The organism is Tsukamurella soli (assembly GCF_039541155.1).
Classification (GTDB): domain Bacteria; phylum Actinomycetota; class Actinomycetes; order Mycobacteriales; family Mycobacteriaceae; genus Tsukamurella; species Tsukamurella soli.
The window spans coordinates 99563-119658 of record NZ_BAABFR010000001.1 but is presented as its reverse complement, the minus strand read 5'-3'; the positions used below and the strand labels follow the sequence as shown (position 1 = coordinate 119658).

General features: G+C 69.6%; 18 protein-coding genes. 10 read left to right on the top strand and 8 right to left on the bottom strand.

Annotated elements, in window-relative coordinates; genetic code table 11:
• Positions 1–7: 7 nt before the first annotated feature.
• From tpiA to ppc, 3 genes are all read left to right on the top strand, one after another.
• Positions 8–790 (top strand): triose-phosphate isomerase, encoded by a 783-nt coding sequence (gene tpiA, locus ABD908_RS00510; RefSeq protein WP_344989356.1) that lies wholly within the window; start codon positions 8–10, stop codon positions 788–790.
• Positions 791–835: 45 nt separating this feature from the next.
• Complete coding sequence (secG, locus tag ABD908_RS00505; protein WP_344989484.1) at positions 836–1072, top strand: preprotein translocase subunit SecG; 237 nt, start codon at positions 836–838, stop codon at positions 1070–1072.
• 155 nt (positions 1073–1227) lie between these two features.
• Positions 1228–4017 (top strand): phosphoenolpyruvate carboxylase, encoded by a 2790-nt coding sequence (gene ppc, locus ABD908_RS00500; RefSeq protein ID WP_344989353.1) that lies wholly within the window; start codon positions 1228–1230, stop codon positions 4015–4017.
• A gap of 28 nt (positions 4018–4045) precedes the next feature.
• Here ppc and ABD908_RS00495 read toward each other — a convergent pair whose 3' ends face one another.
• Positions 4046–5698 (bottom strand): serine/threonine-protein kinase, encoded by a 1653-nt coding sequence (locus ABD908_RS00495; protein WP_344989350.1) that lies wholly within the window; start codon positions 5696–5698, stop codon positions 4046–4048.
• 179 nt (positions 5699–5877) lie between these two features.
• On the opposite strand from ABD908_RS00495, the gene ABD908_RS00490 reads away from it, so the two are divergent.
• On the top strand, positions 5878–6321 hold the full coding sequence (locus ABD908_RS00490; RefSeq protein ID WP_344989347.1) for a limonene-1,2-epoxide hydrolase family protein: 444 nt from the start codon (positions 5878–5880) through the stop codon (positions 6319–6321).
• A gap of 95 nt (positions 6322–6416) precedes the next feature.
• On the opposite strand, the gene ABD908_RS00485 is transcribed toward ABD908_RS00490, so the two are convergent.
• Complete coding sequence (locus tag ABD908_RS00485; protein WP_344989344.1) at positions 6417–7562, bottom strand: acyl-CoA dehydrogenase family protein; 1146 nt, start codon at positions 7560–7562, stop codon at positions 6417–6419.
• Positions 7563–7750: 188 nt separating this feature from the next.
• On the opposite strand from ABD908_RS00485, the gene ABD908_RS00480 reads away from it, so the two are divergent.
• The 5 genes from ABD908_RS00480 to ABD908_RS00460 all read left to right on the top strand — a co-directional run bounded on the left by ABD908_RS00480 (position 7751) and on the right by ABD908_RS00460 (position 11100).
• The gene (locus ABD908_RS00480) at positions 7751–8530 is read left to right on the top strand and encodes a hypothetical protein (protein ID WP_344989341.1); all 780 of its coding nucleotides are present in this window, start codon (positions 7751–7753) and stop codon (positions 8528–8530) included.
• A gap of 111 nt (positions 8531–8641) precedes the next feature.
• The gene (locus tag ABD908_RS00475) at positions 8642–8977 is read left to right on the top strand and encodes a YbaB/EbfC family nucleoid-associated protein (RefSeq protein ID WP_344989338.1); all 336 of its coding nucleotides are present in this window, start codon (positions 8642–8644) and stop codon (positions 8975–8977) included.
• Entirely contained in the window at positions 8974–9321 is a 348-nt protein-coding gene (locus tag ABD908_RS00470) for a hypothetical protein (RefSeq protein ID WP_344989335.1), read from the top strand. The genes ABD908_RS00475 and ABD908_RS00470 overlap by 4 nt, the downstream gene beginning before the upstream one ends.
• On the top strand, positions 9318–10280 hold the full coding sequence (locus ABD908_RS00465; RefSeq protein WP_344989332.1) for a hypothetical protein: 963 nt from the start codon (positions 9318–9320) through the stop codon (positions 10278–10280). The genes ABD908_RS00470 and ABD908_RS00465 overlap by 4 nt, the downstream gene beginning before the upstream one ends.
• Positions 10281–10308: 28 nt before the next feature.
• Positions 10309–11100 carry a VOC family protein gene (locus tag ABD908_RS00460; RefSeq protein WP_344989330.1) on the top strand — a complete coding sequence of 264 codons (792 nt, stop codon included), beginning with the start codon at positions 10309–10311 and terminating at the stop codon, positions 11098–11100.
• Between the two features lie 105 nt (positions 11101–11205).
• Here ABD908_RS00460 and pgl read toward each other — a convergent pair whose 3' ends face one another.
• The 5 genes from pgl to tkt form a co-directional block, all read right to left on the bottom strand.
• Positions 11206–11940, bottom strand: a complete 735-nt coding sequence (gene pgl, locus ABD908_RS00455) for a 6-phosphogluconolactonase (protein WP_385920393.1) — start codon at positions 11938–11940, stop codon at positions 11206–11208.
• Positions 11937–12860, bottom strand: coding sequence for a glucose-6-phosphate dehydrogenase assembly protein OpcA (locus tag ABD908_RS00450; RefSeq protein WP_344989478.1), 924 nt, complete (start codon positions 12858–12860; stop codon positions 11937–11939). Before ABD908_RS00450 ends, pgl begins: the two co-directional genes overlap by 4 nt.
• Complete coding sequence (zwf, locus tag ABD908_RS00445; RefSeq protein ID WP_344989327.1) at positions 12857–14419, bottom strand: glucose-6-phosphate dehydrogenase; 1563 nt, start codon at positions 14417–14419, stop codon at positions 12857–12859. Before zwf ends, ABD908_RS00450 begins: the two co-directional genes overlap by 4 nt.
• Positions 14419–15570: a transaldolase gene (tal, locus tag ABD908_RS00440; protein WP_344989324.1), complete on the bottom strand. Its 1152-nt coding sequence runs from the start codon at positions 15568–15570 to the stop codon at positions 14419–14421. The genes zwf and tal overlap by 1 nt, the downstream gene beginning before the upstream one ends.
• Before the next feature lie 87 nt (positions 15571–15657).
• Positions 15658–17778 carry a transketolase gene (gene tkt / locus ABD908_RS00435; RefSeq protein WP_344989321.1) on the bottom strand — a complete coding sequence of 707 codons (2121 nt, stop codon included), beginning with the start codon at positions 17776–17778 and terminating at the stop codon, positions 15658–15660.
• 238 nt (positions 17779–18016) lie between these two features.
• On the opposite strand from tkt, the gene ABD908_RS00430 reads away from it, so the two are divergent.
• Positions 18017–19030, top strand: coding sequence for a heme o synthase (locus ABD908_RS00430; RefSeq protein ID WP_385920397.1), 1014 nt, complete (start codon positions 18017–18019; stop codon positions 19028–19030).
• Between the two features lie 77 nt (positions 19031–19107).
• Here ABD908_RS00430 and ABD908_RS00425 read toward each other — a convergent pair whose 3' ends face one another.
• Entirely contained in the window at positions 19108–20073 is a 966-nt protein-coding gene (locus ABD908_RS00425; protein WP_344989315.1) for a quinone oxidoreductase family protein, read from the bottom strand.
• Positions 20074–20096 lie beyond the last annotated feature (23 nt).

Below are 20096 nucleotides of genomic sequence, written 5' to 3'. Positions count from 1 at the left end.
CAAGCAGATGAGCCGCAAGCCGCTGATCGCCGGCAACTGGAAGATGAACCTCAACCACCTCGAAGCCATCGCGGTGGTGCAGAAGCTCGCCTTCGCCCTGCCGGAGAAGTACTTCGCGCACGTCGACGTGACGGTGATCCCGCCGTTCACGGACCTGCGTTCGGTGCAGACCGCCGTCGACGGTGACGGGCTGCTGATCACCTACGGTGCGCAGGACGTCTCGCCGTACGATTCCGGCGCGTACACCGGTGACATCAGCGGTGCGTTCTTGGCCAAGCTCGGCTGCACCTTCGTCGTGGTCGGGCACAGCGAGCGGCGCACGATCCACGGCGAGAGCGACGAGATCGTGCTGGCCAAGACCAAGGCGGCCCTGCGGCACGGCCTGACTCCGATCGTGTGCATCGGCGAGGGCCTCGAGATCCGCGAGCAGGGCACGCAGGTGGCCTACAACGTCGCGCAGCTCGAGGGCTCGCTCGCCGGGCTCACGGCCGACGAGCTGGCGAAGATCGTGATCGCCTACGAGCCGGTGTGGGCCATCGGAACCGGCAAGGTGGCCACGCCCGCCGACGCGCAGGAGGTGTGCGCCGCAGTGCGGGCCTCGCTCGCCGAGCTGGGCGGCGCCGACGTGGCAGCAGGCATCCGAATCCTCTACGGGGGTTCGGTGAGCAGCAAGAACGTGGGTGAGATCGTGGCCCAGTCCGATGTCGACGGTGCCCTCGTGGGCGGCGCGTCGCTGAAGCCGGAGGAGTTCGCCGCGTTGTCGGCGATCGCCGCCGGCGGGCCGCTGTAACGGCCGGACCGAGCCGGGAAGGTAGACTCATCGACCGTGGAAACGTTGCGGACGTCGCTGAACATCGCGCTCATCGTGCTGAGCCTGCTGCTCGTCGTGCTGGTGCTGTTGCACCGGGGCAAGGGCGGTGGTCTGTCGTCGCTGTTCGGCGGCGGCGTCCAGTCCTCGCTGTCGGGATCGTCGGTGGTCGAGAAGAACCTCGACAGGCTGACCATCTTCGTCGGCATCATCTGGACGGTGTGCATCATCGGCGTGACGCTGAGCATCAAGCTCGGCAGCTGACCTGATCGACGACACAGCGCCGCGGGCCGGACACGGCCCGCGGCGCTGTCGTGTGTCCGCTGTAGCAGCCGAGCGAGGGAGCGGGACGAGCCCCCGGATCACCTGCCGCGGTGCTCGTGCTGAGACATCGGTCGTGCGACGGCATACTGTTCCGCATGACAGCCGTCCCGGATCGCGCCGCCACCGAACCACTCCGCGAGGACATCCGCCTGCTCGGCGGAATCCTCGGCGATACCGTACGGGAGCATGCGGGCACCGAGATCTTCGATCTCGTCGAGAAGGCGCGCGTCGAGTCCTTCCGGGTGCGGCGCTCGGAGATCGACCGCGCCGAGCTGGCGGAGATGTTCAGTGGCCTACCGACGGATCAGGCGGTGCCCGTCATCCGCGCGTTCAGCCACTTCGCGCTGCTGGCGAACCTCGCCGAGGATCTGCATCGGGAGCGGCGCCGCGCGATCCATGTCCGCGCCGGCGAGCCGCCGCAGGCGTCGTCGCTCGCGGCGACGTACGGGCTGCTCGCGGATGCGGACCTGGCACCGTCGGACGTGGCCGACGCGCTGCGGCACGCACTCGTCGCGCCGGTGATCACCGCGCACCCGACCGAGACCCGCCGGCGTACCGTCTTCGAGACGCAGCACCGGATCACCGAGCTGATGCGCTACCGCGACCGCACCGACCTCGACGGGCGTGAGGAGGCGCAGGTCGACCTGGCGCTGCGGCGGCAGATCCTGACGCTGTGGGACACGGCCTTGGTGCGGCTCGAGCGACTGCGGATTCAGGATGAGATCGTCTCTGGCCTACGGTATTTCGAGGCGTCGTTCCTCGAGGTGATGCCGCAGCTGAACCGTGAACTGCGCACCCGGCTCCGCGAGATGTACCCCGGTGTCGATCTGCTCGAGGACGCGATGGTACGTCCGGGCTCGTGGATCGGCGGCGATCGGGACGGCAACCCGAACGTGACCGCAGATGTCGTGGAGATGGCCACGCAGAGCGCGGCCGCAACTGTGCTTGTTCACTACCTGCGGCAGGTGCTCGAGCTGGAACGCGAGCTGGCACTGTCGATCCGGCTCACGGACGTCTCCGATGAACTACTCGCGCTCGCCGCGTTCGACGACTCACCCCGCCGCGCCGACGAGCCGTACCGGCGGGCGCTGAATTGGATTCACGCCCGGCTCACGGCCACCGCGGACGAACTCGTCGCGGAGGAACTCGACGGTCGCCTCGACCTCGGTGCCGAGCGCTACACCGCCCCGGCCGAGCTGCTTGCCGATCTCGACATCGTCGACGCCTCGCTGCGTGCCGGCGGCGACGGACTGATCGCCGACGATCGCCTGCTGGCGCTGCGCGAGGCGGTGAAGACATTCGGATTCCACCTCTCGTCCCTCGACATGCGGCAGAACTCCGACGTGCACGAGGAGACCATCGCCGAGCTGTTCGCCTGGGCGGGTGTGCACCCCGACTACGCGGCGCTCGACGAGGACGAGAAGGTCGCGCTGCTCATCGCCGAGCTGCGAACCCGTCGGCCCCTGGTGGGGCCCGGCGCCGAGTTCTCCGCGCAGACGACCAAGGAACTCGGCATCCTCGCGGCGGGCGCGCGGGCCGTTCGGGCCCTGGGGCCCGCTGCGATCCCGAACTACATCATCTCGATGTGTACGTCGGTGTCGGACATGCTCGAGGCGGCCGTTCTGCTCAAGGAGGCGGGGCTGCTGCGGCGCGGTGACGACGGCGGCGCCGCGTCAGGTAGCTCGCCGGTTCCGGTCCCGGGGCTCGTCTGCCCGCTGAACATCGTCCCGCTGTTCGAGACCATCGAGGACCTCCAGCAGGGCGCACCGACGATGCGTGCCGTGCTGGCGGTGCCGGAGTACCGGCAGCTGGTGGAATCCAAGGGCATGCTGCAGGAGGTCATGCTCGGCTACTCGGACTCCAACAAGGACGGCGGCTACCTGGCCGCCAACTGGGCCCTGTACCGCGCGGAACTCGACCTGGTGAAGATGGCTCGGGAGACCGGGATCACCCTACGGCTGTTCCACGGGCGCGGCGGCACCGTCGGGCGCGGTGGTGGGCCGAGCTACGAGGCGATCCTGGCGCAGCCCCCGGGCGCGGTCCGTGGCTCGTTGCGGCTGACCGAGCAGGGCGAGATCATCGCGGCGAAGTACGCCGAGCCGACGCTGGCACGGCGCAACCTCGAGTCGTTGGTCGCGGCGACCCTCGAGTCGTCGCTGCTCGACACCGAGGGGCTGGGCGAGGATGCCGAGGACGCGTACCGGATCCTCGACGAACTGGCGGTGCTCGCCCGCGACGCCTACAGCGACCTGGTACACCGCACCGAGGGCTTCGTCGAGTACTTCACCACGTCGACTCCCGTCGCCGAGATCGGCTCGCTGAACATCGGCTCGCGGCCCAGCTCGCGGAAGCAGACGCAGAAGATCTCGGACCTGCGTGCGATCCCGTGGGTGATGTCGTGGTCGCTGTCGCGGGTGATGCTGCCGGGCTTCTACGGCACGGGCGCGGCGTTCGAGCGATGGGTCGACGGTGACGCGAGTCGGCTGCAGCAGCTGCGCGAGCTGTATCAGAAGTGGCCGTTCTTCCAGACGGTGATGTCGAACATGGCGCAGGTGCTCGCGAAGTCCGACCTCGGACTGGCCGCCCGGTACTCCGAGCTGGTGGCGGACAAGGCCTTGCGGGACAAAGTGTTCGGGATGATCGCAGAGGAGCACACCCGGACCATCCGGATGTACTTCGCGATCACCGAGACCGACGACCTGCTGGCGGACAACCCGGCGCTCAGGCGTTCGGTGTTCAACCGGTTCCCGTACCTCGAGCCGCTGAACCACCTGCAGGTGGAGCTGCTGCGCCGCTACCGCGCCGGAGACCCCGACCCGCAGGTCCAGCGCGGGATCCTGCTGACCATGAACGGCCTGGCGACCGCCCTGCGGAACTCGGGGTAGCGCCGCCGGAGGTTCGGCGGAGCTCTCGTCAGGGATTCGTCTTGACGATCGGGTCGGTCGGCTGGGCGGTGTCGGAGACGTAGAACGCGTTGCAGTGCTGGTTGTCGAAGCCCTGCTGAAGGCACCACTGCAACGCGTCCTGGGGATCCGAGTAGGCGAGCGCCGCGACCGTCATCCACGCCGGCTCCCCGGGGAGGCCCGACAGTTCGTTCCAGTCGGATGAATAGAGGACCCGCACGTACCCGAACCGCTGAGTGAGTTGGCTGACCTCGGTGAGGATCGCCGAGGCATCCCAGGTCCGACCGTCGAACTGCTGACCGACCCACTTCGTGGAGAGGGCGGGCACCCAGTGGTCGTTCAGCGCGGCCAGGACGTACGGCTTGTCGGCCGACGCCCGGCTCACCAGCTCGGCGGCGTAGTCGGTGTCCGTGGTGGTCGGGGCGGCGGTCACGGTGTTCGGCGTGACTGTCACGGTGCCGGGGGCGACCGTGACCGTGCCCGGCGCTGCGGTGACCTGCGGAGCCTGGGTTGAAACGGTGGTGGTCTGCACGACCGGTCCTGCGCTCGACGCCGGCTGCGGGCGCGGCTTCTTGTTCAGCACGACGAGGTATCCGAGCAGTGCGACGACGATGACCAGCGCCGCTGCGACGCCGGAGAGCACCGGCACGACGTTGCTGCGTCGCTGCGGCGCGGAGGGATACGCGACCGGCTGCACCGGCCGGCTCGCGCCGCCGGGCGAGACCGGGCCGGGCTGAGAAGACACACCCGGGTACGAGCCGAGGCCGGGCTGCGAGAGCGCCGTCGTCGGGTAGGAGTCGACGCCGACGGTCGGCTCGGGGGCGGGACGGATCATGGTGTCCCCGTACGGATCGGAGCCGGCGGCGACCGCGCTGCCGGACCTCTGTGTAAGCGCACTGCGGGCAGCGGCGGCGAGCGAGCCGCAGTCGGGGTAGCGCTCCGCCGGGTCCTTCGCCAGTCCGCGCGCGATGACGTCGTCCATCGCGGGGGAGACGTCGGCAGCGCTGGACGGGCGCGGGACGTCCTGCGTGAGGTGCTTCTTCAGGACGACACCGAGCGACTTACCCTCGTAGGGCGGGTGCCCGGCGAGCATCTCGTACAGGACGCAGGCGAGTGAGTACACGTCGCCTGCCGGGGTCGCCGAGTCGCCGTCGAACCGCTCGGGTGCCGCATACGCCTGCGAGCCCACGAACGTGCCCGCCGAGGTCATCCGCGCCTCGTGGTCGGTGACGGCCAGCCCGAAATCGAGCAGGTACGGGAAGCCGGACGCGGTCAGTTCGATGTTGGCCGGCTTCACGTCCCGGTGCACCAGGCCCTGCGCGTGGGCGGCGTCGAGGGCGCCCGCGATCTGCTCGGTCAGATCGACCGCGCGGGCCGGCGGGAACGGTCCGTGGCGGAGAGCGGCGGCGAGGTTCTGCCCCTCGATGAGACGCATGTCGATGTAGAGGACGCCGTCGATCTCGCCGAAGTCGTGGATCGGGATCACGTGCGGGTCGGCGAGGCGCGCGACGGTCCGCGACTCCCGGGTGAACCGCTTCCGGAACTCCGGATCGTCGGCGAGAGACGCGTGGAGGACTTTGAGGGCGACGTCGCGGTCGCGTCTCTCGTCGTGCGCTCGGTACACCTCGCCCATGCCGCCCCGCCCGAGGAGACCTCCGATCACATACGGACCGAGAGTAGTTCCCGTCCTCGCACCCTCACCCTTACCGTCAGACATCCGTCTGCCCCCCTTCACATCGCGAATGGCGATGGAGCAGATGATATTCCTGGGGTCCGACAGATACTCCGGTCGGATTCCGTTGCGCGGGTGGTCGCCGCGTGCGACGCCGGTATCCTGGCGCTATGACTGCGGGAGCGGTGACGGATCGGGATGTGGTGCTCGGTTTCCTGGCCGATATGGCGGGACGCCGAATATCCGGGGCGCTGGAGGCACTCGCCACCGACGTGGTCTACACGAACGTCGGGCTGCCGACGCTGCGTGGCCGTCGGCAGGCGGCGCGGGTGCTGAATCTGTTGCAACGGCCGGTGTTCGGGTTCGGGGTCGAGGTGCGGTCCGTCGCCGCCGACGGTGCCGGGACGGTGCTCACGGAGCGCGTCGACGAGTTGCGGTTCGGACCTGTGCGGGCGAGATTCTGGGTGTGCGGCCGGTTCGACGTCTCCGACGGCCGAATCATCCTGTGGCGCGACTACTTCGACAACATCGACGTGTTGAAGGGGGTCGTACGGGGGATCGTCGCCCTCGTCGTCCCTGCGGTGCAGCGGCCGCTGGTGCCGTTCGAGCGTTGACCCCGCGAGTCGCCGACCGGGTCAGGATCGATACGACGGAGCGCCGGCATCCTCGTGCGGAGGATGCCGGCGCTCGCCGACCGAGATCGTGACCGCTACAGGGTGCGGGCGATGATCTCCTTCATGATCTCGTTCGTACCCGCGTAGATCATCTGCACGCGGTTGTCCGCCCAGAACCGTGCCACGGGGTACTCCGCCATGTAGCCGTAGCCGCCGAACAGCTGCAGACACTCGCTGGCGACGTGCTGCGCCCGGTCGGAGGTCCACCACTTGGCCATCGCCACCGTCGGGATGTCCAGCTCACCCTTCACGTGCTTCTCGATGCAGTCGTCGATGAAGACGCGCGCGATGGTCGTCTCCGTGATCGCCTCGGCGAGCTTGAACTTGGTGTTCTGGAATCCGAAGATGGGGCGCCCGAACGCTTCGCGCTCCTTGGTGTAGCGCAGGGTCTCCTCGAAGGCGACCTCCATGCCGGCCGCACACGCGTGACCGATGATGAGGCGTTCCTGGGGGAGCTGCTGCATCAGCTGGATGAAGCCCTGACCCTCCTGGGTCCCCAGCAGGTTGCCGGCGGGGATGTGGACGTCGTCGAAGAACAGTTCCGAGGTGTCCTGGCCCTTCTGGCCGATCTTGTTGAGCACGTTGCCGCGGCGGAACCCCTCGCGGTCCGCCTCGACCAGCACCAGGGAGATGCCCGCGGCACCCTGCGTCGGGTCGGTCTTCGCGACTACGATGATCAGGTCGGCCTGCTGCCCGTTCGTGATGAACGTCTTGGAGCCGTTCACGACGTACTCGTCGCCCTGCTTGATCGCCCGGGTCTTGATGCTCTGCAGATCCGACCCGGTCCCGGGCTCGGTCATCGCGATCGCGCCGACCACATCGCCCGAGGCCATCTTGGGCAACCAGGTCTTCTTCTGCTCCTCGGTGCCGTATGAGAGCAGGTAGTGCGCGACGATACCGTTGTGCAGCGACACGCCCCAGGACGTGTCGAACGCCTGGGCCTGCGCCGAGATCAGCACGGCCTCGTGGCGGAAGTCGCCGCCGCCGCCCCCGTACTCCTCCGGGATCGACAGGCACAGCAGGCCCACCTCACCGGCCTTGTTCCACAGGTCGCGGTCGACGTGGTGCTGCTCGGCGTACTTCTCGATGTTCGGAGTCAGCTCCTTGGCGAGGAAGGCGTCGGCCATCTCGCGGAGCTGGTCCATCTCCTCGTCCATCCAGCTGGAACGACGTCGGGCCATGTGGATCGTCACCTCTCGTTGTGCGTCTCGCAGGGTACGGCGCTGCCGTCGATAAAAACAAGCGCCGCTGCATGTATTTGGCATAGTACGCCGCCGCGGTCGCCGTGGGCCGGTGAGGTGTGCCTCGGCGCGTGCAAGCGGGGGCGAGCGTCGCGGCACCGTCCGCCCTGGTCCATATGATCGGATCCGTGACCGCCGACCTGTCCCGCTCCGGGAACCCGTTAGTCCGTGCACTGCGGGCGTTGTGGGGCCAGACGGTCGTCGAGGTGCGGACGTTGCCGCGGGTCTGGGCCGGGGTCGTGTTCAACGTGGTGCTCGCCTTCGCCTGGCTGGTGATACAGCCGCTCGACTACGGCCGCACCGACAGGGTGTCGGTGATCATGACCTATTTCGCGACGTTCGTGCTGGCGGACTCCGCGACCACGAACATGTTCTGTGATCTGGCGCCGCTGAGCCAGGGAAGGCTGAGGTTGCGCAGCGTCGCCGGTGCCGTGTTGGTCCGTAACGTGAGTCTGCTGCTGGTGATCGGCGTGCCGATGGGCGTCGCCACCGGCGTGCTCACCTGGTTTCTCGCGCCGCACCGCTTCCTGCCGATCTCGGTGGCGGTGGTGGGTCTGCAGGTGCTGATCTGGATGGGGCTGTGCTCGGTCTCTGCGGCACTGCTGCCCACGGTCCGACGCCCCCTGATGGATCGGTGGCGACACCGCCGCGACTGGCGTGAGACGGGCTGGTGGATCGTGGGCCAGACCGTGCCGCTGGCCGGCATCTGGGTCCTGGTGCCGGTCGACGCCGACCGGGAGGTCTTCCCCGGCGTCGGGTTCGTCCACCGGCATACGCCCGGCGGGAGAGACATCGCAACCCTGCAGCACGGCGTCGCGGCGGTGGTCGACGGTGCCGGGCTGTGGCTTCTCGGGGTGGCCATCGCGACCGTTCTGATCTGGCGTTTCGGGCTGCGCCTGCGCGGCTGACGTAGCGCTGCCCGAGACCTCGGGAAGATTTTCGCGAATCGGACGGAACCGATCGGGTAGCCGGTGCGTCTAATTGATGCGGGGCTCCAACGAGATCGGGGGAGGTTGATCGTGGTGATACCGCACGCCTGCGACACGGCGCAGGTCGGGCCGGAGGGGGATCCGACCACGCCGGCGCTGTCGCGGGCAGACGAGGTCCGAGAGTCGCTGGCCCGAGTTTCGGGTACCGGGACCGCCGCACGGGGGGATGTGCGGGTGACGGTCGCGGTGGGGGGACGGCTCACGGGGGTGGTGATCGGCGCGGGAGCGATGACGTTGTCGGGGGCGGCGCTCGCCGCCGAGATCATGACCGCGACCTCCCTGGCGAGCCTGGCCGCCGCCAGGGAGGTCCACTCGGTGGCCTCGCGGTTCTATCCGGATCACGAGATGTGGGGGGAGTTGACGTGAGCGGATTCCACGTGGACGGTCCGGCGATGGCAGAGCATGCGCGCGTCGTGGCCGCGTTGCAGAGGGACGTTGCGGGGGTCGAGACGGCGACGGCCCACCGGTTGGGCGGGCTCGACCTGGGTGCGCTGTTCGTCGCTGTGACACGGCTGGTGAACGACGAGTTCGAGGAAGTAGCAGACGCCGTGCGGCGCCGGGCTTCCGATCTGGCAGCGCATTCGGACGACCTGCAGCGGACGCTCGCGGCGGTGCGCGGCGCCGACGACGGCGGGGCGGCCGACGTGCATACCGCGGCTGGCGATGTGCGCCGGGGCGCGGGCGGGGATGCGGAAGGGAGAGCGTGGTGAGTCTCGTGGACGGGATCCCGCTCGCAGAGGCTGTGCGCGACGCCGCGGCGGCCGTGTCCGACGGCAGTTGGGCGGGAGTGGCCGGCGGCGGCTGGGGAGTGATCGGAGCGGTCGGCGACCTGGTCGCGGACCCGGTGGGGACGATCGCGGGTGCGGGCTTCGGCTGGATCTTCGAGCACGTTCCGGTGCTCCGAGAGGCGCTCGACAAGGTCTCTGGGGATCCGAACGCGGTCGAGGCGCTCTGCACGGCGTGGTCGGACGATGTCGCCGGACCGCTGGTCGGTGTCGCAGCGGCGTTCGCGAACGCGGTGTCGGGGACCGAGGACGCGTGGACGGGCCCGGCGGCCGACGCCTACCGCGCGGCCGGTGCCGAGCTTGCCGGCCACGTGGAGGCGGTCGCGGACGCCGCCCGGGGCGCGGCTGCCGGCGTTCGGATGGCGGGCACCCTGGTGCTCGAGGTGCGTACGTGGATCAGGGACCAGCTCGCGCAGTTCGCGGAGTGGCTCGCCGTCGGCTACGCGATCGCCGCGGCATCGGCGGTACCGACGGGCGGCGCATCCGTGGCCACCTGGATCAACGGTGCAGTGGCGAAGGGGGCGCGTCTGGCGCAGCGGTTCACCGGACGGATCGACGATCTCATGCGCAAGTTCGAGGCCCTGGTGGGGCATCTCGGTCGGCTGGGGGAAGCGGTGCGTGAGCTGCGCAGGACTTCCGGGCGCGTCCACGCGGCCGTCGGCCGGGCCCGGGTGCACGGTGAGTCGGGCACCGCGACGGACGTCGCCGCAGCCGGGGTCGTCGCACGACACGCGGCGGCGACGCCGTCCCTCGTCGAGATCGCCAAGGATGCGGGCAAGTCGGGAGCCCTCGCCGTCGCCAAATCGATGGGCGACGGCTGGAAGACGTTCGCGGCGACCGATTCCGGGGCCTCGACCGCGGGCGGGCGCGCGCCGCCGAGGTGACCTCCCCCGGTTGGGGCAGGATGAGCACGTGACCGATCACCTGCTTCTCGACGTCCCCGCCGCCTCCCGCGGCGCCCACGCGCGTCTGTTGGGGTGGCCCGGCGCGGGGAACGAGTACACGGTCGGCGACACGAGGGTGCATGTGGGACTTCCGGCCTGGGCCGGCGCGCCGGGGCTGTTGCTCGGAGTGCGCGGACCCGACGACGGCGAGGCGAGCGCCGCGGGCACGGTCGGTGAGGCGGCGAGGCTGCTCGGTCGGCGAGGCCTCACGCTGCAGCCGGTACCGTCCGGCGACGGCGACGCTCAGCTGTGGTCGGCTGAGGTGAACGGGCTGACGGTCGGCTTCGCTCCCGGCTGTACGTCAGCCGAGAGCGGTGCCACCGGTGCGGCGGCCGGGACCGGTGCCAAGGGTGCGGCGACCGAGAACTCAGCCGGACAGGCCGACCGCGAGATCGTCGGCGTCGATCACGTCGTGCTGACGTCACCGAACCGGGACCGCACGTTGGCGACACTGTGCGCTCGGCTCGGCTTCGACCTGCGCCTCGACCGGGTGCAGTCGTGGGGTGTGCACCAGCTGTTCCTGCGCCGCGGGCCGCTGCTGGTGGAGGTCGTGCTGCAAGACGACGCCGATCCCGCCGGGCCGGACCTGATGTGGGGGATCGCCTGGCGCACGGCCGATATCGACGTCACCTGTGCGAGGCTGGTGGCGGTGGGCGTCACCGTCGGCGACATCCGCCGCGGCCACAAGCCGGGGACGCGCGTGGCGACGGTGAAGGATCGTGATCTGGGCCTGCCGACACTTCTCATCGAACAGGGGTGATCGCCGGCACCATCGCGGCGCCCCGTCCCGACGCGCGCGCCCCGCATGCGCAGGCATATGCGGGGCGAGCACATCGGTGAGGGCGACTAGCCGAGGAGCAGGGAGTCAGGCAGGGAGCTTCGACGCGGCGGCCTCGTCGATGTACCAGACGGTCTCGTCGGCGCCCCGGGCGCCGGCGCACGGCCAGTCGTCGGGATCGGCGCCGCCCACGCCGGCGGCCACCGCCTCCGCCTTCGCCTCGCCGGAGACGAGGAACCACACCTGCCGCGCGAACGCCACCGCGGGCAGCGTCAGCGTGAGGCGCTTCGGTGGGGGCTTCGGCGAGTCGGACACGGATACCACCAGCTGCTTCTTCTCGCGCACCGCGGCGGTATGCGGGAAGAGTGAGTTGATGTGTCCCTCCGGCCCCATGCCCAACAGGTGCACGTCGAAAGACGGCACCGGACCGTCGAAGCCGCGCTCCCGGGCGTTCCTCGCGAGTTGCTCCGCGTATACCCGCGCGGCGAGCTCCATGTCGCCCTCGAACTCGTCCGAGGTGGGGTAGCGGTACACATGCGCGCCCCGTACGTGCGAGAACAGCGCCTCATCCGCCTGACCGTCGTTGCGGTCGGGGTCCCCGTCGCGCACGAAGCGCTCGTCGCCGTAGAACACGTCGACGCGCGACCAGTCGATGTCGGCGGACCGCAGCTCGCGCAGGATCGCGATCCCGTTGGAGCCGCCGGTCACGACTATCGAGGCGAATCCGCGGGCGGCCTGCGCAGCCGTGATCACCGCTGTCAGGTCCGCCGCGGACACCCGGGCCAGTTCGGCCGGGTCGGCGTAGCGCTTCACCGTGGTCACGAGGCCTCCTCCACCTGGGGTACGCCGGTCAGTGCGAGCTGGTAGATCACGTCGTCCTCGAGCCGTCTCAGCTCTTCCGCCAGGCAGTCGCTGATGTCGCGATGCGCGATCGCGACCCTGCCGTCCGGTTGGCCCGGCCGGCTGATGACCGCGGTGTTGTTCTGATCCACCGCGAGCGTCAATGTTCCGTCGGATTGATGCAGCCGCACCTCGAAGCTGCCGACCACCCGCTGCACGGGAACATCGAGCTGCGCCTGCAGCCAGCCCGCCAGGAGCTCGATCTCGGGTGCGCCGGCCGGCCCGGACACCCGCGCGCCGGTGATCGGGCTGTGCGGGGGCTCGTCGATCGACGCGGTGAGCAGTGCACGCCAGGGCGTGATCCGCGACCATGTGAGGTCGGAATCTCCTGGACGATAGCCGGATTCGCGAGCCGACAGGGCGGCGCGAGCGTCTCCGCCGAGCGTCACGGCACACCGCGCCGCATCGGTGATGCGGCGCGTCGCCAGCTTGCCCAGCCGGTCGTCCGCCGGCACCGTCGGCGCCTGGCCGGGCCACCACGCCACGACCGGGGTATCCGGCAGCAGGAACGGCAGGACCACCGAGTCGCCGTGGTCCGCTAGCGGACCGTACAGGCGCAGCACCACCACCTCGGAGGCGCCCGCATCGCCGCCCACGCGGATCTGGGCGTCGAGCCGCGTCCGCTCGTCGCGCGCGCCCCGGGCGATCACGATCACGCGGCACGGATGCTCACGGGACGCGTCGTTCGCGGCCTCGATCGCGCTCTCGGTGGGCTCGCCCTCCTCGGCCGACACGATCAGCGTCAGCACACGGCCGATGGTGACCGCACCGCCGGACTCGCGCAGACTGATCAACTTCTTGGAGACCGCACCCGTATCGGTGTCGGGAAGGTCGACGATCATGGTCGGCGCCACGTCCTTCCGGTACGCGCGAGCATCTCGTCCGCGCTCTTCGGGCCCCATGTGCCCGATTCGTACTCTTCTGGCCGGCCGCCCTGTGCCCACCGATCGAGCGCCGGATCGAGGATCCGCCAGGACAGTTCGACCTCGGCGTTGACGGGGAACAGGGAAGGCTCCCCGAGCAGGACGTCCAGGATCAGCCGCTCGTACGCCTCCGGCGAGGCGACGGTGAACGCCGTGCCGTACGAGAAGTCCATGTTGACGTCTCGGACCTCCATGGACGAGCCTGGCACCTTGGACCCGAACCGCAGCGTGACGCCCTCGTCGGGCTGCACCCGGATGACGAGCGCGTTCTGGCCCAGCTCCTCGGTCATCGTGTCGTCGAACGGCAGGTGCGGTGCGCGCTTGAACACCAGCGCGATCTCGGTGACCCGCCGACCGAGCCGCTTGCCGGTGCGCAGGTAGAACGGCACCCCGGCCCACCGCCGCGAATCCACCTCGACGGTGATCGCCGCGTATGTCTCGGTGGTGGAGTCCTTCGCGAAACCATCCTCCTCGAGCAGGCCGACGACCTGCTCGCTGCCCTGCCAGCCCGCTCCGTACTGACCGCGGGCGGTGGTCTCGTCCAGCGGCTCCGCCAGTCGTGCGGCCGAGAGAACCTTGATCTTCTCGGATTGTAGTTCCGACGGGTGGAAGCTGGTGGGCTCCTCCATCGCCACGAGGGCCATCAACTGGATCAGGTGGTTTTGGATGACGTCCCGTGCCGCGCCGATGCCGTCGTAGTAGCCCGCCCGACCGCCGAGGCCGATGTCCTCGGCCATCGTGATCTGGACATGGTCCACGTAGTGGCTGTTCCAGATCGGGTCGAACAGCTGATTCGCGAAGCGCAGCGCCAGGATGTTCTGGACCGTCTCCTTACCGAGGTAGTGGTCGATCCGGAAGACCGAGTGCTCGGGGAAGACGTCGTTGACGATCGCGTTGAGCTGCTTCGCAGACTCCAGATCGTGGCCGAACGGCTTCTCGATGACGACGCGGCGCCAGGAGTCGTCGTTCTGCTCGGCGAGCCCCGAACGCTTGAGCTGCTGCAGCACCGTCGGGAACGCCCCGGGCGGGATGGAGAAGTAGAACGCGTGATTGCCGCCGGTCCCGCGCTCGACGTCGAGCTGCTTGAGCGTGGCGGCGAGCTTGTCGAAGGCATCGTCGTCGTCGAAACTGCCCTGCACGAACCGGAAGCCCTCGGAGAGCCTGTCCCACACGTCCTTGCGGAACGGTGTGCGCGAGTGCTCTTTCGCGGCGTCGCGGACGATGGCGGCGAAGTCTTCGTGATCCCAGTCGCGGCGGGCGAAGCCCACCAGGGCGAAGCTGGGCGGCAGCAGGCCGCGATTCGCGAGGTCGTACACCGCGGGCATCAGCTTCTTGCGGGCCAGGTCGCCGGTGACACCGAAGATCACCAACGACGACGGGCCCGCGATGCGGGGGAGGCGGCGGTCGCGCGGCTCACGCAGCGGATTGACCCACTCGTCCGCCCCCGCACCGGTGGTGCCGGCGGGGGAGTCCGCCATCAGGCCTGTGCCTTGAGCTGCTCGGCGGTCGCGTCGATCAACTCGAGCCATGCCTTCTCGAACTTCTCGACGCCCTCGTCCTCGAGCACCTTGAAGACGTCGGTGAGGTCGATCCCCACCTGTTCGAGCGCGCCGAACACGGCCGCCGACTCGTTGCCCTTACCGACGATCGAAGCCGCGTCCGGGGTGCCGTGATCGGCGAACGCGTCCATCGTCTTGCCCGGCATGGTGTTGACGGTGTTCGGCGCGACCAGGTCGGCGACGTACAGCGTGTCGGGGTAGTCCGGGTTCTTGACGCCGGTCGATGCCCACAGCGGGCGCTGCTTGGTCGCGCCCGAGCCGATCGCATGGAACCGAGCGGCGGAGTCCTTCGTGCCGTCCTCGGGGCGCACACCGTCGGTGCCGTTGAAGGCCTCCTCGTACGCGACGTACGCGAGGCGGGCGTTGGCCAAGCCGGCCTTGCCCTTGAGGGCCTTGGCCTCGTCGGAACCGATCTTGTCGAGCCGCGCGTCGATCTCGGTGTCCACGCGGGAGACGAAGAACGAGGCGACCGAGTGGATGCGGGACAGGTCGTGCCCGGCCTTCTTCGCCTCCTCGATGCCGGCGAGGAACGCGTCGATGACCGCCTGGTACCGCTCGACAGAGAAGATCAGTGTCACGTTGACCGAGATGCCCTCGGCGAGCACGCGGGTGATGGCGGGCAGGCCCTCCAGCGTCGCCGGGATCTTGATCAGCACGTTGGGCCGGTCGACGATCTTCCACAGCTCGACCGCCTGCACGACCGTCTGCTCGGTGTCGTGCGCGAGGCGCGGGTCGACCTCGATCGACACGCGGCCGTCGACGCCACCGGTCTGCTCGTAGATCGGCGCCAGGATGTCGCACGCCTCCCGCACGTCATCGGTGGTGACGGTGCGGATCGTGGCATCGACGTCGGCGCCGCGCTGTGCGAGCTCGGCGACCTGGTCGTTGTAGGCGTCGCCCTTGGACAGGGCGGCCTGGAAGATCGACGGGTTGGTGGTGACGCCGGTGACGGACTTGGTCTGCGTCAGCTCGGCGAGCGCGCCCGACTTGATCAGATCACGCGACAGGTCGTCCAGCCACACGGAGACACCGGCGGCGTGCAGGGCTGCGAGATTGGGGTTCTGCGACATGTTCGGTCAATCCCTTCGATTCTCTTCTGGAGGTCTCGCTGTGGAACGGGGCCCGGCCGCGGTGGTGCGGCCGGACCCCGACGTGGGTCAGCCGCGCGCGGCGGTACCTGATGCGCCGCCTGCGGCGGTGATCGACTCTTCGGCCTTCGCGGCCACGTTCTCGGCGGTGAAGCCGAACTTCTTGAACAGCAGCGCGGCGTCGGCGGACTCGCCGTAGTGCTCGATCGACACGGCCCGACCGTAGCTGCCGAGGATCTTCCACCACGGCATCGAGATGCCGGCCTCGACGGAGACGCGCGCGGTCACGGCCGGCGGCAGCACCGAATCGCGGTACTCCTCGTCCTGCGCGTCGAACCACTCGAAACAGGGGAGCGAGACGACGCGCGCCTTGATGCCCTTGTCCGCCAGCAGCTTGGCGGCGCCCACGGCGTACTGCACCTCGGAGCCCGTGCCGATCAGGAGAACATCCGGAGTGCCGTCGGTGTCGACGAGGACGTAGCCGCCCCGGGCGACGCCCTCGGCGGAGGTGCCCTCGAGGATCGGCACGCCCTGGCGGGTCAGCGCGAGCCCGACGGGACCGGTGGAACTGGTGCGCTCGAGGGTCGTCTTCCACGCGTGCACCGTCTCGTTGGCGTCTGCGGGGCGCACGAACGAGAGGTTTGGGATCGCACGCAGCGCGGCGTAGTGCTCGATCGGCTGGTGCGTCGGGCCGTCCTCGCCGAGGCCGATCGAGTCGTGTGTCCACACGTAGATCGGGTCGATGTTCATCAGCGACGCGAGACGCACCGCGCCGCGCATGTAGTCGGAGAACTGCAGGAACGTGCCGCCGTAGGCGCGCGTCGGGCCGTGCAGGACGATGCCGGACAGGACCGCACCCATCGCGTGCTCGCGGATACCGAAATGGAGGGTGCGGCCGTACGGCTGCGCGTTCCAGTCCGACGTGGCGATCGCCGTGGGGCCGAACGAGTCGGCGCCCTTGATCGTGGTGTTGTTCGAGCCGGCGAGGTCGGCGCTGCCGCCCCACAGCTCGGGCAGGGTCTGGCCGGCGGCCGCCAGGAACGCCCCCGACGCGGCACGCGTCGCGGGCCCCTTGTCACCGACGTTCCAGCTGGGCAGGTCGGCGTCCCAGCCGCTGGGCAGCGCGCCCGACTCGAGGCGGTCCAGCAGCGCCTTGCGCTCGGGGTTCGCTGCGGCCCACGCCTCGAAGCGGGTGTTCCAGTCGGCGTGTGCCTTCTTGCCGCGCCCGACCAGCTCGCGGGTGTGCTCGAGCACGTCGTCGGCTACCTCGAAGGACTTCTCCGGGTCGAAGCCGAGGATCCTCTTCACAGCGGCGACCTCGTCGGCGCCGAGCGCCGAGCCGTGGACGCCGCCCGTGTTCATCTTGGTGGGCGCGGGGTAGCCGATGATCGTCCGCAGCACGATGAAGGACGGCTTGTCGGTGACGGCCTTCGCGTTCGCGATCGCCTCCTCGATGCCGGTGACGTTCTCGCCACCGTCGACGTACTGCACGTGCCACCCGTACGACTCGTACCGCTTGCCCACGTCCTCGCTCAGCGCGATCTTGGTGTCGTGCTCGATCGAGATGTGGTTGTCGTCGTAGAAGACGATGAGGTTGCCGAGCTCCTGGACGCCGGCGAGGGACGACGCCTCACCGGTGACGCCCTCCTCGATGTCACCGTCGGAGGCGATCACGTAGATGAAGTGGTCGAAGGGGCTGGCGCCCGGCGCGGCCGCGGGGTCGAACAGGCCGCGCTCGTAGCGCGACGCCATCGACATGCCGACCGCGGACGCGAGGCCCTGGCCCAGCGGGCCGGTGGTGATCTCGACGCCCCGGGTGTGGCGGTACTCGGGGTGGCCCGGCGTCAGCGAGCCCTCGGTGCGCAGCGCCTCGATGTCCTTCAGTTCCAGACCGAAGCCGCCCAGGTACAGCTCCAGGTACAGGGTCAGGCTCGAGTGGCCACAGGACAGGACGAATCGGTCGCGGCCCAGCCAGTGGGTGTCGGATGGATCGTGCACCATCGCGCGCTGGAACAGGGTGTACGCGAGCGGGGCGAGGCTCATGGCGGTACCGGGGTGGCCGTTACCGACCTTCTGAACTGCATCGGCGGCGAGCACGCGGACGGTGTCGACCGCTCGCGAGTCGATGTCGGACCAGTTCGCGGGGTGCGAGGGCTGGGTGAGGGCTTCGATCTCGGAGGTGGCGGTCACGACTTGCAGGCGCTCCTGTTCGCAGGGGTGATTCCAATCGATCAGCCTACTCGGCGGACCCGGGCCGCGTGAGGCTCGTCCCACCACCTGGATTCCGGAATCGCGGGGGCGAAGGTCTACCATGCTGTGTAGTAGTCGTCGAATGGCAAGCGGCCGGTTGTAGCCGACCTGCTGACGACACCAGGTCTGGTTCACGTGAGCGCGCACAGCCGGCGCGCGACAGGAGAAGCGGGTGCGGATGGTGGAGAAGGCTGGGCACGGGTTCGGCGCGCTCAGCCCCGGCGGACCCGTGGACGGGTCCGGTTCCCTCGCCGGCGGAGCCGGTCGCCCGGCACCGTCGGGGCTGGCCGGGCGCGCATGGCAGACGGTTCTCGCGTACATCGCGCTGACCAAGCCCAAGGTCATCGAGCTGCTGCTGGTGGCGACGATCCCGGTGATGCTGCTCGCGGACCGCGGGCACGTGAACCTTCCGCTGATCTTGTCGACGCTGTTCGGCGGCTGGCTCGGCGCGGCTGCGGCGAACACGCTGAACATGGTGGCGGACGCCGACATCGACAAGAAGATGAAGCGCACCGAGCGACGCCCGCTCGCGCGACAGGCGGTGCCCACGCGGCACGCCCTCGTGTTCGGGCTGCTGCTGTCGGTGGCGTCGTTCGCCTGGCTGGCCTGGCGTGCGAACCTGCTGTCGGCGGTCCTGGTCCTCGTGACCATCGCCTTCTACCTGTTCGTGTACACGATGCTGCTGAAGCGTCGGACCTCGCAGAACGTGGTATGGGGCGGCGCCGCGGGATGCATGCCCACCCTGGTCGGCTGGTCTGCGGCGACCGGCCACATCGGCTGGCCTGCGGTGGCGCTGTTCCTCGTGATCTTCTTCTGGACGCCGCCGCACACCTGGGCGCTGGCCATGCGGTACCGCGAGGACTACAAGGCGGCCGGCGTACCGATGCTGCCGGTGGTCGCGCCCGAGACGACAGTGGCGCGGCAGATGGTCTGGTACACGTGGGCCACTGTCGCGGCGACCCTCACCGTGGTGCCCGCTGCGGGCCCGGTGTACCTGGTTGCGGCCGTCCTGTGCGGCGGGTGGTTCCTGTTCGCGGTACATCGGCTGTACACGCGGACCAAAGCCGGGCAGGAGATCAAGCCGCTCAAGGTGTTCCTGCAGTCGAACAACTACCTGGCCGTGCTGTTCTGTGCGCTGTCGGTCGACTCGATCGTCGCCACCCCCACGATCGGTCACCTGCTCGGCTGGTAGCACGAGAAACCACAGCGCCCGGGCATCGATGATGCCCGGGCGCTGTGGTTCTGTGGCGTCGGTCCAGGGGGCGCCGGTCAGGGGATGAGCACGACCGAACCCGTGGTCCGGCGCGCCTGCAGGTCGGTGTGTGCCCGGACTGCCTCCGCGAGCGGGTAGGTGGCGCCGACGCGGAAGTGCAGCCATCCTTCGGCCAGCCCGGCGAACACGTACGCCGAGCGGCGGCGCAGCTCGTGTGTGGTGGCCACGTACGTTCCCAGCGTCGGCCGCTGCACGTACAGCGACCCCAGGCCGTTGAGGCGCTGCAGGTCGAAGGGGGGCACCGGCCCGCTGGCTGCGCCGAACAGGACCACCACACCCGTCGGGCGGGTCGACGCGAGCGAGGCCTCGAATGTGTCGCGCCCGACACCGTCATACACCGCGGGGACGCCCGCGCCGCCGGTCAGCTCGCGCACTCGCGCCGGGACGTCGTCGGTGTAGCGCAGTACCTCCACGGCGCCGGCCGCGCGGGACAGCTCGGCCTTGGCGTCGGTGCTCACGGTGGTGATCACGCGCGCGCCGAGGTGGGTGGCGATCTGCGTCAGCAGTAGACCGACCCCGCCGGCGCCGGCGTGTACGAGGACGGTGTCGCCCGGCTGTACAGCGTAGGAGTCGAACGCGAGGTAGTGAGCGGTCATGCCCTGCAGCAGCACCGACGCGGCGACCTGAGGGGAGACGCCGGCGGGCACCGGGACGGTGCGCTCGGCGGGTACAGACACCAGCTCGGCGTAGGCGCCCGGCAGGTTCGACCACGCGACGACGTCGCCGACCGACCGGTGGGCGACGCCCTCGCCCACGGCGACGACGGTGCCGGTCGCCTCCTGGCCCGGTACGAACGGCAGCGCGGTGGGATACCTGCCCTCACGGAAATACGTGTCGATGAAGTTGACACCGATCGCCGCGGTGCGGACCAGCACCTGCCCCGGACCGGCGACCGGATCGGGGGACTCTCCGTACTGCAGGACGTCGGGGCCGCCGTATTCGTGAACTGTGATCGCGCGCATGCCTTGGTTCTACGCGGTGCCCG